This window comes from Nakamurella leprariae (assembly GCF_016918035.1).
GTDB classification, from domain to species: Bacteria; Actinomycetota; Actinomycetes; order Mycobacteriales; family Nakamurellaceae; genus Nakamurella; species Nakamurella leprariae.
On the sequence record NZ_JAERWK010000005.1, the window covers coordinates 103,143 to 117,103 of the forward strand.

Here is a 13,961-nt window from a genome sequence, read left to right on the forward strand (position 1 = left end):
TCAGCTCACCTCTCGTTCGGCCCGGGGCACCACACGGCGTGGCGCCGGTTCGGTGCGCGCGGCGGTGCGGGTGGCCCCGACCACCGCGATCGCGTCCAGCGAATCACCGATCTCGTGCACCCGGACACCCCACGCGCCGGCCATCGCGGCCAGCACGGTCACCGCGGCGGTGGCCGCCTCCCGGCCGGCCGGCGGGCGCGGGCCCTGGGGCCCGGCCAACAACGCACCCAGGAACCGCTTGCGCGAGGCACCGACCAGCACCGGGAAGCCGAGGCCACCGCCGGCCCGGGTGCCGTCCGGCCCGCCGGTGAACTCCTCGAGTGCGGCCAGCAACTGCCAGTTGTGCTCGGCCGTCTTGGCGAACCCCAGTCCGGGATCCAGGATCAGCCGGTCCGCCCGCACGCCGGCGGCCAACGCCGCCTCCACCCGGGCCGACAGTTCGGCGCGCACGTCGTCGACCACGTCGTCGTACCTGGCCAGGGCCTGCATCGTGCTGCTGTGGCCGCGCCAGTGCATGAGGATCCACGGCACGCCGAGATCGGCCACGGCCGAGGCCATCTCGGGGTCGGCCAGGCCCCCGGACACGTCGTTGATCACCACCGCGCCGGCCTGCACGGCCCGCACGGCGACGGCGGCCCGGGTGGTGTCGACGCTGCACCGCACCCCGGCCGCGGCCAGCGCACCGATCACCGGCAGCACCCGGTCGAGTTCTTCGGTCTCGGGCACCCGCGGTGCACCGGGCCGGGTCGACTCCCCGCCCACGTCGATCAGGTCGGCGCCGCGCTCGGCCATCCGCAGGCCGCGCGCCACCGCCGCGTCCCGGGTCAGGAACCGCCCGCCGTCGGAGAACGAATCGGGCGTCACGTTCAGCACGCCCATCACCCGGCAGCGGGCACCGGGCGGGCCCACCAGGCTGTCCACTAGCGACCCGTGATCAGACTCATCGCCTCGGCGCGCGTCCGCGCCTGTGACTGGAAGACGCCGCGCACCGCGGACGTCACGGTGGTCGCCCCGGGCTTGCGCACCCCGCGCATGGCCATGCACAGGTGCTCGGCCTCGATCACCACGATGACCCCGGCCGGCTGCAGCCGTCGCACCACCGCCTCGGCGACCTGGGTGGTGAGCCGTTCCTGGACCTGCGGCCGGCGGGCGTAGCCGTCGACCAGCCGGGCCAACTTGGACAGGCCGGTGACCCGGCCGTCCGGCCCGGGGATGTAGCCGACGTGCGCCTTGCCGAAGAACGGCACCAGGTGGTGCTCGCAGGTGGAGAACATCTCGATGTCCCGGACCAGGATCAGCTCGGCATGGTGCTCGTCGAAGCTGGTGTCCAGCACCTGATCGGGGTCGGTGTAGAGACCCGCGAACTGCTCCAGGTACGCGCGGGCGACGCGGCCCGGCGTGGCCAGCAGGCCCTCCCGGTCCGGGTCCTCCCCCACGGCCAGCAGCAGTTCCCGGACCGCAGCCTCGGCGCGGGCCAGATCGATGCCGTCCGGCGCGAGCACGCCCAACCCGACCGGGGTGCCGGTGGTGTCCACCACCCGCGCTCCGCCGCTGGCGGAGACAGCCCGGTGGTTACCGCCGTCCGTGCCGGCCGGCCCGTGAGGGCGGTCGGCCGAGCCGGCCGTCACCGCCGCGGCTCGCCGGGTGGCGGCGCCCACGGATCGGTCGGGTCGGCGGAGCCGGGGCGCTCCCCCGACTGCTGGCCCTGACCACTGCCGGCGGGACCGTCCTGGCCTGGCTGGTACTGGCCCGGCTGGGACGGGGCGTGGCCCTGCCCGTTCCCGTTCGCCCCGTTCGCGCCGGTGCCGTTCGGACCGTCGTTCGGCCCCCAGCCGGGCATCGGACCGAGCGGGCCGCGAACGACCCCGGTCCACCCGTTGGGCTGACCGGTGGCACCCGCCTGCCCGGCGGCGCCCGGCCCGGGCTGCCCGGCTCCGACCGGCACCGGGGCGCCCGGGAAGGCGTTCGGGTCGTGCTCGGGGCTCTTGGTCAGCGACCGCTTCGGCGGGGCGGGCGGCGGCCACGGCTCGCCGCGTTCGATGGCCAGCTCGCCCGGGGTCTTGATCGGCGGCCGGTCCGACGGCAGGCGGGAGCCGAACTCGTCGAAGGCGGTGATCCGCGGCCGCTTGGAGATGCCGGAGAAGATGACCTCGAGGTCCTTGCGCTCCAGCGTCTCCTTCTCCAGCAACGCGAAGGCCAGGTCGTCGAGCACGTCACGGTAGGTGTTCAGCACCGTCCACGCCTCGGTGTGCGCGGCCTCGATGAGGGCCCGCACCTCGTGGTCGATCTCGGAGCCGACCTCGATCGAGTAGTCCGGGCTGTGGCCGTAGGTGCGGCCCAGGAACGGCTCGTCGTCACCGGTGCCGTACTTCACCGCGCCCAGCTTGGCCGACATGCCGTACTCGGTGACCATGGCCCGGGCGATCTTGGTGGCCTGGGCGATGTCCGAGGACGCGCCGGTGGTGGGCTCGGCGAAGACCAGCTCCTCGGCGGCGCGGCCACCCATGGCCATGACCAGCCGGGCGATCATCTCGGACCGCGTCATCAGCGACTTGTCGTCCTCGGGCACGACCAGCGCGTGCCCGCCGGTGCGGCCGCGCGGCAGGATCGTCACCTTGTAGACCGGCTCCAGCCCGGGCATCGCCCAAGCGGCCAGGGCGTGCCCGCCCTCGTGGTACGCGGTGATCTTCTTCTCCCGCTCGGAGATGAGCCGGCCCTTGCGGGCAGGCCCGCCGATGACCCGGTCGACCGACTCCTCGAGAGCCTTGTCGGTGATGACGGTGCTGCCCTCGCGGGCGGTGAGCAGGGCAGCCTCGTTGATGACGTTGGCCAGGTCCGCGCCGGACATGCCGACGGTCCGCTTGGCCAGCGCCAGGAAGTCGACATCCGCGGCGAAGGGCTTGCCCTTCGAGTGCACGGCCAGGATCGCCTCGCGACCCTTGAGGTCCGGCTGGGCGACCGGGATCTGCCGGTCGAACCGGCCCGGCCGCAGCAGCGCCGGGTCCAGGATGTCCGGGCGGTTGGTCGCGGCGATCAGGATGATGCCGCCCTTGGCCTCGAAGCCGTCCATCTCGACCAGCAGCTGGTTCAGCGTCTGCTCGCGCTCGTCGTGGCCACCGCCCATGCCGGCGCCGCGGTGCCGGCCGACGGCGTCGATCTCGTCCACGAAGATGATCGCCGGCGCGTTCTGCTTGGCCTGCTCGAACAGGTCGCGGACGCGGCTGGCGCCGACCCCGACGAACATCTCGACGAAGTCCGAGCCGGAGATCGAGTAGAACGGCACCCCGGCCTCGCCGGCCACGGCCCGGGCCAGCAGCGTCTTGCCGGTGCCGGGCGGCCCGTAGAGCAGCACGCCCTTGGGGATCTTGGCGCCGAGCGCCTGGTAACGCGCCGGGTTCTGCAGGAAGTCGCGGATCTCGTCGAGCTCCTCGACCGCCTCGTCGGCGCCGGCCACGTCGCTGAACTTGGTCTGCGGCATGTCCTTGGTGAGCATCTTGGCCCGTGACTTGCCGAACGACATGACCTTGTTGCCGCCGCCCTGGGCGTTGTTCATCATCCAGATCAGGAACAGGATGATGAGCCCGACCGGGATCAGGTAGATGAGCAGCGAGAACAGCGCGCTGTCGGTGGTGACGGTGGTGTCGAAGTCCCCGGAGATCCGGCCTGCAGCCTTGGCCGACTCGACCTGGTCGAAGATCTGCTCGCTGGCCCCGGCCGGGTACTGCGTGTAGATCTTCGTCGAGCCGTCGACGGCGTCGTTGAGGGTGAGCCGGAGCCGCTGCTCCTTGTCGTCGATCATCGCCTCGGCGACGTTGCCGTCCTGCAGCTGGGCGAGCGCCACCGAGGTGGGCTGCTGGCTGTAGCCACGGGTGTCGTCGGAGAAGAAGGACCACACCAGATACAGGACCAGCACGACGCCGATCCAGACCAACGGTGAGCGGAGCAGTCGTTTACGATCCATCCGTGGTGCGGCCGCGACGCGGCCTCGACCCTCCCTGTGTGCGGGCACCCGTGCCGGGCGAGGTTCGGCTGCACCCCGACCTCGCGGGCGCGGCCTGCAGGCCAGACTACCGCCTGGGCCCTTCCCGGCCCGGTGCTTCACCGCACGGCGCAATCGGTCCCCCGTCCGCGCGGACGGGAACTTCCTGGTCCACCCGGACGTCCTGCACGATCACCCCGGGGCGGTCAGCGGTACATGTGCTCCCCGAGCAGCCCGACGTACGGCAGGTCGCGGTACCGCTCGGCGTAGTCCAGCCCGTACCCGACGACGAACTCGTTGGGCAGGTCGAAGCCGACGTACCGGACGTCGACGTCGACCTTGACCGCCTCCGGCTTGCGCAGCAGCGCGACCACGTCGATCGCCGCCGGGTTGCGCGAGGCCAGGTTCTTGAGCAGCCAGGACAGCGTCAGCCCCGAGTCGATGATGTCCTCGACGATGATGATGCGCCGGCCCGTGATGTCCCGGTCCAGGTCCTTCAGGATGCGCACCACCCCGGACGACGTGGTGGCCGAGCCGTACGAGGTGACGGCCATGAACTCGAGCTCGGTCGGGATGGGCATGGCCCGGACGAAGTCGGTCAGGAACATCACCGCACCCTTGAGCACGCAGACCAGCAGGGGCGGGGTGTCCACGTCGTGGTCGGCGGCCACCGCCACGGCCAGCTCCCGGACCTTGGCCCGCAGATCCTGCTCGGACAGCAGCACCGCGGCGATCTCGTCGCGGTAGCCGTACTCGGCACCTGGATCGTCGAGCGCCGGGTCGCCGGGGGCGCGGCGCTGGGCCGGAGCGGCGACGAGCGCCACAGCGGGACCGCTGGGCTGCTGACCGGTGGGACGGGTACCGCTCACGGGCTCCCCTGACAGGTTCGGCGACAAGTGGGGTTCGGGCCGGCCGACGTGCGCCGGGCCCGGACCCAGAGTGTCATCCGGACCGGGCCCGACGGCGACCGGGTCGCCCTGTCGTCGGCGCTGGGTCAGAGCTCGACCGTCCGGTGGTCGCTCGGCATCTGCTCGGGCTGGCGGGTCACCGCCGCCTTGATCATGCCCAGCAGCCGCACCACACCGTTGTCCGGTGAGTCCCAGTACTCGGCGCTGTCCGCGTGCACCTTGATCAGGGCCAGCCCCGGGGTCTCCAACCCGTCCGGGAACCACGCGTTCATCACCGGGTTCCAGAACTCCTGCGCCTTGGCCCGGTCGTGGACGATCTCGGCGGTACCGCTGATCGAGGTGAACGAGGAGTCCTTCGGGTCGGAGAACGAGACGTTGACCGACGGGTTCGCCTCGATCTCCTTGGCCTTGTCGGAGTCGTCGTAGGCCAGGAACCACAGGTCGCCGTCGAACTCGACCTGCTGCAGCGCCATCGGCCGGCTCACGTGCTTGCCGTCCGGGGTCATGGTGGCCAGCATCGCGAACCGGGCGTCCTTCACCAGTTCGGCGATCTTGGCAACGTGCTCGTCGTGGCTCCGGTCGTCCGGCCCCCCGGTCCCGGTGCGCTCGGGATCGCCGGCCGGACCGCTGGTCTGCGTCTGATCAGTCATGCCCCTGCGGTTCCCGGACCACCGGCGGGCCAACCGTCGAGCGGCGCACCGGCCGGCCGTGGGCCGCCCTGGATCACCAGGCCGTCGCCGGTGCGCACCACGTCCACCCCACCGGGCAGCCGGACCGCGGCGCCGACCCGGCGTCCGGTCAGCAGCGCGTCGAGCCGGCTCACGTGGTCGAAGGTCAACGGCGTGGTGGACCGGGCCGACCACCGGCGCAGCACCCGGGTGCGCACCGCCACCGGAACCCCGTCCAGGACCGCCGGGTCCAGCCGGCCGGCGTCCGGCGCCGCGCGTCGCAGCAGCTCGTCGGCCCACTGATCGAGCGCGTCGTTGTCCTGGGCGGCCAGCTCGGCGGTGCGGGCCAGCGCCCCCGCGATGCCGCCGCCGAGCGCCTCGTCCAGCCGGGGCAGCAGGTCGTGCCGGACCCGGACCCGGGCGTAGCGCCGGTCCTGGTTGTGCGGATCGCGCCACGGATCCAGGCCGGCGGCCGCGCACCGCCGCTCGGTGTCGGCGCGTCGCACCCCCAGCAGCGGCCGGCCCCACGGCGCCCGCCACGACCGCATCCCGGCCAGCGACCGCGGCCCCGACCCCCGGGCCAGACCGAGCAGCACGGTCTCGGCCTGGTCGTCGAGGGTGTGGGCCAGCAACACCGCCACCGACCCGCCACCGGCGGTCCGCAGCTCGTCGGCCACCGCGCCGAGCGCGGCGGAGCGGGCACGACGGGCAGCGGCCTCGGGACCGCCCGGGCCGTCGACCCGGACCGGGATCGTCCGCACGTCGCGGTACCCGAGGCCGTCGAGCTGGGCGACCGTGCGCCGGGCCTGGACGTCCGAGCCCGGCTGCAGGCCGTGGTCGACAGTGACGGCGACCAGCGGCCCGTCGACCACGGGCCGGGTCGCCGCGGCCAGAGCCAGCGAGTCGGCCCCGCCGGAACAGGCCACCACCACGGCGGCCTGCGGATGCCGGCGCAGCCAGCCGGCCACGGCGGCGTCGACGGGGTCCGGGACGCCGCGGCGGGTGGCCTTCAGCCCAGGACCCGGGTGATCCACGACGGGGGATCGGTGATCTCGGCCGCAGTGGGCAGGGTGGCTGGCGACGTCCAGACCGCGTTGAACTGGTCCATCCCGACCCGGTCGACGACCTCGCGCACGAACGCGGCGCCTTTGACGTACTGCGCCATCTTCTGGTCCATGCCGAGCAGCTGGTGCAGCACCCGGTCCACCAGGCCACGCCGGCGGGCCCGACGCGCATCGAACGCGGTGCGGATCCGCCCCACCGTGGGGATGACGCTAGGCCCGACGGCGTCCATGACGAAGTCGGCGTGCCCCTCGAGCAGGGCCATGAACGCCATCAGCTCGTCGAAGACGACCTGCAGCGCCGGGTCGCCCATGCGCCGGATCCACGCGGTGTCCGGCTCCGGGGCGCCGCTCCTGGCCCGCCGGCCCGGACGCTCGCCGAGCACCGACCGCACCCGGGACAGCAGCTCCAGTGGTCCCGGGCCATCGGCGTCCTCGCCGGCCGGGTAGGCGGCCTCCAGTTGTCGGGCCACCAGCGCCCGGAAGTGCTCGGGCATCCACGGCACCGCTCGGAACTGCAACCGGTGGGTGGACTCGTGCAGGCAGACCCAGAGCCCGAAGTCGTCCGGATCCACCTGCAGCGTGCGGTGGACCTTGACGACGTTCGGCGCCACCAGCAGCAGCCGGCCGGCCGTGGTCGCCCCCGGTGCGACGCTGAGCGGGTCGTACTGCCCCAGCACCTTGCCGGACAGCAGCGCCAGGGTGGCCCCCAACGGCCGGGCCACGGCGCCGCCGGGCAGCAGGTCCGGGTCGGGTCCGCCGGCCGCGGCGACCAGCCGTTCGGCCAGCGGGCCGATGAGCTGCTCCATCCCACCGGCGGTGGCGGCGACCCAGCCGCGCCGGTCGACCACCTCGGCCGTCTCCGGCGGCCGCCCGTCGTCCAGCCCGGTGGTGTGCCGGGTGGCCGTCTCGGCCTCGACGGAAAAGCGGCGCAGCGACTCGACCACGGCCGCCGCCTCGCCCGCGCTGAGCCGCGGGCCGGTCGGCACCAGCCGCTGCCCGGTGCGGACCGCCTGCTGCCAGTCGATCGGACCCTGACCGGGCGACCCGGACCCGGTGGAACGCCTCACCTGTGCTCCTCCTGGTCGATCGGACGGACGTCGTTCGAGCCGGAGCTCAGCTGCAGCCGCAGCCGCGGAGGGCAGCCGCAACGGCATCCATGGCGTACCGCGTCGGGTTGCCGACCACGCTGTTCGAGTTCAGTGCGAACACGAGCAGGCGACCGTTCTGGTCCGGGACGTACCCGGCCAGTCCGTAGGTCACCGCCACCGATCCGGTCTTGGCCCGGAGCCAACCGGCCGCGTCATGCGACACCGATTCGCGGTACCGCTCATCCAGAGTGCCGGTGGCGCCGGCCACCGGCAGGCCGGTCAGCAGGTCGCGCAACGTCCCTGCGTCCGGACCGACCGCCTGGGAGAGCACTGCGGCCAGGACGGTCGGGGGGACGCGGTCGGATTCGGACAACCCGGAGCCGTCGAACAGTTCCGTCCCGATCGTGTCGATGCCCATCGCCTGGATCGCCTCGATGGTCGCCTGGGCGGCGCCTTCGAAGCTCGGCTCCGCGCCGCGGGCGAGGGCGACCTGCCGGGCAAGGGCTTCGGCCAGCACGTTGTCGGACTGTTCGAGGGCCTGGGCCAGCAGGATCGACAGCGGCTGCGAGGAGACCTCACCGATGACCTGCGCGCCCTCGGGGGCCGGCCCCTCGATCAACGGCAGGTCCGGCTGGCCCAGCGCCGCGGCGAACGCCTTGCCCGCGGTGATCGTCGGGTCACCGGTCCGCCGGCTGTACTGGGTACCCGGATTGATCCGGTCGCCGTCCACCATGAGCGGCGACATCCGGGTGATGGAACCCGTCGTGGTGTCGGTGCCGATGTCAGCGGTCAGCCAGCCTTCGGCGAAGTCGGGGCCGATCCACGCGGTGGCGTCGAGCACGATGCGGCGGACGTCCACTCCGCTGGCGAGGACCTGTGCGGCCAGGTCGGCCATGGTCGGCGCACCCGCGTACTCCGTCTCGACACCCTCGGCTCGGGCCGACAGGGTGACGTCACCGCCGCCGATCAGCACGATGTCGCCCTCCTGGTCACCGGCGACCACTTGGGTGACGAGTCGCGCGTCGGGGTCGGCCGAGGTGAGCAGGGCGGCGCCGGTCAGCAACTTGACCGTGGACGCGGGGATCTGCGGCGTCGCGGCGTCCTCGCTCCACAGCGTCGCGCCACTGGCCGGATCGACGATGATCCCGGAGAGCTGTCCCAGCGCCGGATTGGCCAGCGGGCCGGCCAACCGGGCCTGCACTCCCGCGGCGGTCGGCACCTGGTCCGAGCCGGTGATCGGCGCGACGCGCGACGGCGCGACCGCGACCGGCGGATCGGTCGGCGTGCTGGTCGGGGACGGCGCAGCGTCCTGGCTGGAGTCCGGGCGCAACGCCGTCGCGATGAGGACGCCGGCCACCACCAGCACGATCACCACCGCGGTGGCGATGATCAGCACCCTGCGGGTACCCATCCGACTGCCAGCTGCCACGCTCGTCCTGCCTTCCGCGTCCGGTCGCACGTCCGGGTCGACGCCCGGCCCGTCGGGCCGATCGTCGGCGTCCGGCCCACGGGAACATCACAGCGTCCGCGATGCGGCCCACCGCCGGACGTCAGACTAAAGTCTGGCAGGCGGTCGCCGAGGTGATCGCCACTTCCGCGCCCCCACTGCGCGCCCCCGACCTGCAACCTGTGCGCCCCGGCGACACGGTCGACGCCGGGACGCGCCGGGCCGGAGCTGGACCACAGCGAGAGCACACCGGACCGGGACCGGTCCGCCAGCGCGGCCACCAGGACTGCGCGTGATTCGGGAACGTGATTCGGAAAGGTGGGCGTCGGGTGGAATTCGACGTGACGATCGAGATCCCCAAGGGCAGCCGGAACAAGTACGAGGTGGACCACCACAGCGGACGCATCCGGCTCGACCGGACGCTGTTCACCGCCACGCAGTACCCGGCCGACTACGGGTTCATCGACGACACCCTCGGCCAGGACGGCGACCCGCTGGATGCGCTGGTGCTGCTCACCGAGCCGACCTTCCCGGGCTGCCTGGTGCAGGTGCGGGCCATCGGGATGTTCCGCATGACCGACGAGAAGGGCCCGGACGACAAGGTCCTCTGCGTGTCGGCCAACGATCCGCGGCGAGCGAACCTGCAGGACATCGGCGATCTGCCGATCTTCGAGCGGCTGGAGATCCAGCACTTCTTCGAGGTCTACAAGGACCTCGAGCCGGGCAAGAGCGTCGAGGGCGCGAACTGGGTCGGCCGCGGTGACGCCGAGACCGAGATCCGCATCTCCTTCGACCGGGAGCGCAAGCGCCTGGCGGCCGAGGAGGCCCAGCGCGGCGGCGCCGGCGCGCAGGCCGGCCACGGCGGCGTCGTCGAGGCCCCGAGCCCGGGCCGCGACGTCGAGGACTGACCTCCGGACCGGACAACGCCCGGAACAGCAGGAAGGCCCCGCGGATCGCGGGGCTTTCCTGCTGTTCCGGGGCCGATGTCGGTCCGGGTGATCGTCCGGCGTCCCGGCACCGGCCGGGACGGCGCTCACCAGCGGCCGCGCTGGACCTCACGCAGCCGGGGCCGGACGTCGAACAGGTAGACCAGCGAGCCCACCATGGCGGCCAGCCAGAGCAGGCTCTGCGGGCCGAAGACGCCGAACGGACCGATCACACCGAAGGCGAAGACTGCAGCGCAGGCCACGGTGATGCCGGACCAGGCGCCCTTGGTCTGCTTGTCAGCAGCGGCGAAGGCATCGGGGCGCCGGCTGACCGCGTCCACGGCGGCGAAGACGCCGATCAGCGCACCCCCGACGGCGAGCACCCAGGTGATCGCGATGATGACGGGGTTGACCAGCTCCACACCACCACGATACTGGCTCGGCCACCGGCCGAGCGAGGCACGAGCGGAACCGGCGCCGGATCGACGCCGGTGGTCAGCCGCAAGACTCGCTCGCGGGATCCCGGTGCCCGTCCGGCTCCACCGAACCCTGCACCACCGAGCCGGGACGGGCCGCGGCCCGCGACCAGGACCGGCTGCCCTGGTCGGCCAGCCCCCGGTAGAGGATCCCGGCCAGCCGGGCGGCGTCCTCGATCATCCCGGAGACGACCGCGGCGTCGTGCTCGAGCCGTACCCGGGTGCGTCGGCGGTACGCCGCGTCGCCGATCATCCGGGCGGCCCACCCCGGGGCCCGGCCGACCATCCGTCGCGCCTGCTCACCGGCCTCGGTGACGGCCAGCACGGCCCGCCGCCCCAGCGCCTCGACCACCTGGTCGGTGGTGGCCCGCAGCTCGTCGCGGGTCTCCGGTAGCGACCGCTCGCGCAGTTCGGCGCGGATGCCGGCCCACTGGTCGGCCGCCAGTTCCCCGGCGCCCAGCACGGCCAGCGCCGGCCGCGGCAGGTCCGGGTAGGCGATGGCCAGCCGGGCGACCAGCGCCTCGGAGATCATCCCGACCGGGTCGGCGTGATCGCTCCGGTCGGCGGCGTCGGCCGGGCCGGCACCGCGGCTGGAGTCCGTCACACCGATCACGCTAACCCGCGCACGGCCGGGCTGGCCGGATGGTCGGCCGCCACCACCATGTCGGCGCGGTCCTGCGGGCGCTCCTGGAGGTAGCGCCGCCAGGCCGGCACCCACCACTGCCGGTCGTCCGGCAGTTGCCGGGCCGCTGCCTGCGGCGAGCAGTGCAGGTGCACGGCGAGCTCCCAGGACGGGCGCGCGGTGTCGGATGGTCGGAGCCCGCGCTCGCTCGTCCCTCGCTCGCGCGACTCCTCCGGCTCCAATGGTCGGAGCCCGCGCTCGCTCGTCCCTCGCTCGCGCGACTCCTCCGGGTCCGGCCCGATGGGCGGCAGCAGCAGGAACGGCCCGGACAGCACGGTGACGACCCGGTCCGGCGCCTGCCGGTACGGCTCCCGCACCGACCGGTCGGTGTCCGGGTCACGCAACCGGGTCAGGTGGCGGCCCGAGCCGCCCGGCCCGAGCGGCCCCAGCGCCTCGCGGGTCAGCGCGTCCCCGTCGACCCACCCGGACAGCAGCATGTCGACGTCCTGGTGGCCGAGTTCCAGCCGCAGCGACGCGGCCCGCCACCACCACCGGGTGTCCAGTCGCACCACGGCGACGCCGGTGGCGGCAAGCTCGCCGGCCACCGCGTCGGCGAGCGTCCCGGCGCCGGAGGTGTCGAGACCGTCCACCACCAGACGCACCCGGCCACCGGAGGACGGCACGTCCAGTCGCCGCAGCACCAGGTCGGCGAGCCCGGCCGCCAGCGCCGCCGGGCTGATCGGCCGGAAGCCGCCGCCGGATGCGGCCGTCGTCCTCGCCGGCCGCGCCCCCGGTCCGCGCTTCACCGTCGCCCCGGGACCGCAACCACGACCGTCACAGGAACAGCTGGGCCAGGGTGTAGATGACCAGCCCGGCCAGCGCGCCGACCACAGTGCCGTTCAGCCGGATGAACTGCAGGTCGCGCCCCACCTGGAGCTCGATCTTGCGGCTGGTGGCCTCGCCGTCCCACCGCGCGATCGTCTCGTCGATGATCCCGGTGAGGTTGCGGGCGTGGTTCCGGGCCAGGTATCCGGCGACGTCGCCCGCCCAGCGGTCGACCTTGCCGGCCAGCTCGGCGTCCTCGGTGAGCCGACGACCGAAGCCCATGAGCCCCTCGGTGACCGACCGCCGCAGCGGCGAGTCCGGGTCGTCGGCCGCCTTGAGCAGCGAGTCCTTGATCGAGCCCCACGCGCTCGCGGCCAGCGACTGCACCTGCCGGTTGTCCAGGATGTGGTCCTTGATCCGTTCGGCGCGCTCGATGGTGGCCGGATCGGTCTGCAGCTCGGCCGCGAAGGTGATCAGGAACTCGTCGAGCGCCTTGCGCATCTGGTGCTCGGGGTCCTGCTTGACGGCCAGCGCGAAGTTGAGCACCTCTTGGTAGACGCGGTCGCCGAGCATGTCGTCGACGAAGCGTGGTGTCCATGACGGCGCCCGCTGGGTGACCACCCGGGTCACCGTCGTGTAGTTGTCGCGGATCCACAGGTAGCAGCGGTCGACGACGAAGTCGACGAGCGGATGGTGGTCGCCCCGGGCGAACACCTCACCGGCGATGCGACCCAGCGGTGGGCCGATCTTGGTCTCGTCGATCTTCCGCCGGGCCAGCGCGGCCAGCTGATCGGCGACCTGGTCGTCTCGGAGGACGGTGGTCAGCCCGCGGACGGCGGTGGCCAGTTCGCCGGTGACCCGCTCGGCGCCGGAGCGCCCGGCCAGGAAGCCGCCGAGCCGCCGCGCGACCGAGAAGGCGGCGACCTTCTCCCGGACCACGTCCTCGGACAGGAAGTTGGTCGCGACGAACTCCGAGAGCGACGAGCCGATGGCGTCCTTGCGGGTCGGGATGATCGCGGTGTGCGGGATGGGCAGCCCGAGCGGCCGCCGGAACAGTGCCGTGACGGCGAACCAGTCGGCCAGCGCCCCGACCATGCCGGCCTCGGCGGCGGCCCGCACGTACCGGAGCCACGGGTACCGGTCCTCCAACACCCAGGTGATCACGAAGATCACCGCCATCAGCACCAGGGCGCCGGTGGCGATCGCCTTCATCACCCGCAACCGCCGGAGCCGCTCGGCGTCCGCGGCGCTCACCGCACCGGGATCGGTCAGTGAACGGAACGGGCGCCAGCTCCGCACCGGGGCCTTGCTCGAGGGGTCCACCGGCTCATTGTGGGGTGCCGGCCGCCGGGCCGGACGCCCCGGCGGCGGTCGTCCCCGGTCGCGGCCGCCGGGTCGGACCCGTCCGACCCACACCCCGACCATGATCACGTGATGCCAGCGGGTGACACCGGCGCCGAGCTGGGCGCCGCACCGACCGGCTCGGCGGCGCCCGGACTCACCCGGGAGGGCGGCCGGCGGTCACCGTGCGCGACAGATCGGCCCCCTCCGGTGACCACACGCCACGCTCCCGAGGCATGACGCGACCGGTGCAGCTGGCTACCCTGGAAGACGTTCCACCGGCACCGCCCGACGAGCCGATCACCGTTGATCGAGGTCACCACCCCGACCTGCGCTCGCTGATCGCGCGTCCCGGCGGGACCGTACCCGTTCGGACGACGAACGGCCGAGCCCGTGGCCGCCCCGTCCGCTGACACCGGCCCCGGCCGGAGCGCACCAGGGCACCGCCGCCGGTCGACCATTCCGCGGTCGACGTCCCCGATCCGCACCGCCCGCCCGCAGACCCCGCCTGATCCGCCGATCACCCGATCCCCGAAAGGCCGACCACCATGGCTCAAGCTGCGGCACCGCTCCCCGAGCGGGCGCCCTCGGCACCCGTCAGCACCGGCCGGCCCACG

13 protein-coding genes are annotated in these 13,961 nt (G+C 73.4%); 1 reads left to right on the forward strand and 12 read right to left on the reverse strand.

Translation table 11 applies throughout. The annotated features are described in order from the left end of the window. The 8 genes from folP to dacB form a co-directional block, all read right to left on the reverse strand. Complete coding sequence (gene folP, locus JL106_RS03335; protein ID WP_205259407.1) at positions 1-879, reverse strand: dihydropteroate synthase; 879 nt, start codon at positions 877-879, stop codon at positions 1-3. A 41-nt stretch (positions 880-920) separates the two neighbouring features. Next, complete coding sequence (gene folE, locus JL106_RS03340; RefSeq protein WP_407940086.1) at positions 921-1,535, reverse strand: GTP cyclohydrolase I FolE; 615 nt, start codon at positions 1,533-1,535, stop codon at positions 921-923. 89 nt (positions 1,536-1,624) lie between these two features. Further along, positions 1,625-3,961 (reverse strand): ATP-dependent zinc metalloprotease FtsH, encoded by a 2,337-nt coding sequence (gene ftsH, locus JL106_RS03345; RefSeq protein ID WP_236006648.1) that lies wholly within the window; start codon positions 3,959-3,961, stop codon positions 1,625-1,627. Between the two features lie 224 nt (positions 3,962-4,185). Next, a complete protein-coding gene (gene hpt, locus JL106_RS03350) occupies positions 4,186-4,713 on the reverse strand; it encodes a hypoxanthine phosphoribosyltransferase (protein ID WP_328841267.1) in 528 nt (175 codons plus the stop codon). A 260-nt stretch (positions 4,714-4,973) separates the two neighbouring features. Beyond that, positions 4,974-5,537, reverse strand: a complete 564-nt coding sequence (locus tag JL106_RS03355; RefSeq protein ID WP_205259264.1) for a pyridoxamine 5'-phosphate oxidase family protein — start codon at positions 5,535-5,537, stop codon at positions 4,974-4,976. Then, the gene (tilS, locus tag JL106_RS03360; protein ID WP_205259265.1) at positions 5,534-6,589 is read right to left on the reverse strand and encodes a tRNA lysidine(34) synthetase TilS; all 1,056 of its coding nucleotides are present in this window, start codon (positions 6,587-6,589) and stop codon (positions 5,534-5,536) included. Before tilS ends, JL106_RS03355 begins: the two co-directional genes overlap by 4 nt. Continuing rightward, a complete protein-coding gene (locus JL106_RS03365; protein ID WP_328841175.1) occupies positions 6,565-7,686 on the reverse strand; it encodes a zinc-dependent metalloprotease in 1,122 nt (373 codons plus the stop codon). The genes tilS and JL106_RS03365 overlap by 25 nt, the downstream gene beginning before the upstream one ends. 46 nt (positions 7,687-7,732) lie before the next feature. Then, complete coding sequence (dacB, locus tag JL106_RS03370; protein ID WP_205259267.1) at positions 7,733-9,118, reverse strand: D-alanyl-D-alanine carboxypeptidase/D-alanyl-D-alanine endopeptidase; 1,386 nt, start codon at positions 9,116-9,118, stop codon at positions 7,733-7,735. Positions 9,119-9,483: 365 nt separating this feature from the next. Between dacB and JL106_RS03375 the strand changes: the two genes are divergently transcribed. Beyond that, entirely contained in the window at positions 9,484-10,062 is a 579-nt protein-coding gene (locus tag JL106_RS03375) for an inorganic diphosphatase (protein WP_205259268.1), read from the forward strand. 125 nt (positions 10,063-10,187) lie between these two features. On the opposite strand, the gene JL106_RS03380 is transcribed toward JL106_RS03375, so the two are convergent. The 4 genes from JL106_RS03380 to JL106_RS03395 form a co-directional block, all read right to left on the reverse strand. Continuing rightward, positions 10,188-10,502, reverse strand: coding sequence for a DUF2516 family protein (locus JL106_RS03380; protein WP_205259269.1), 315 nt, complete (start codon positions 10,500-10,502; stop codon positions 10,188-10,190). A gap of 73 nt (positions 10,503-10,575) precedes the next feature. Continuing rightward, positions 10,576-11,160, reverse strand: coding sequence for a hypothetical protein (locus JL106_RS03385; RefSeq protein WP_205259270.1), 585 nt, complete (start codon positions 11,158-11,160; stop codon positions 10,576-10,578). A gap of 5 nt (positions 11,161-11,165) precedes the next feature. Further along, positions 11,166-11,984, reverse strand: coding sequence for a nucleoside/nucleotide kinase family protein (locus JL106_RS03390; protein WP_205259271.1), 819 nt, complete (start codon positions 11,982-11,984; stop codon positions 11,166-11,168). A gap of 28 nt (positions 11,985-12,012) precedes the next feature. After that, positions 12,013-13,215 carry a DUF445 domain-containing protein gene (locus JL106_RS03395; RefSeq protein WP_407940087.1) on the reverse strand — a complete coding sequence of 401 codons (1,203 nt, stop codon included), beginning with the start codon at positions 13,213-13,215 and terminating at the stop codon, positions 12,013-12,015. Positions 13,216-13,961: the final 746 nt, after the last annotated feature.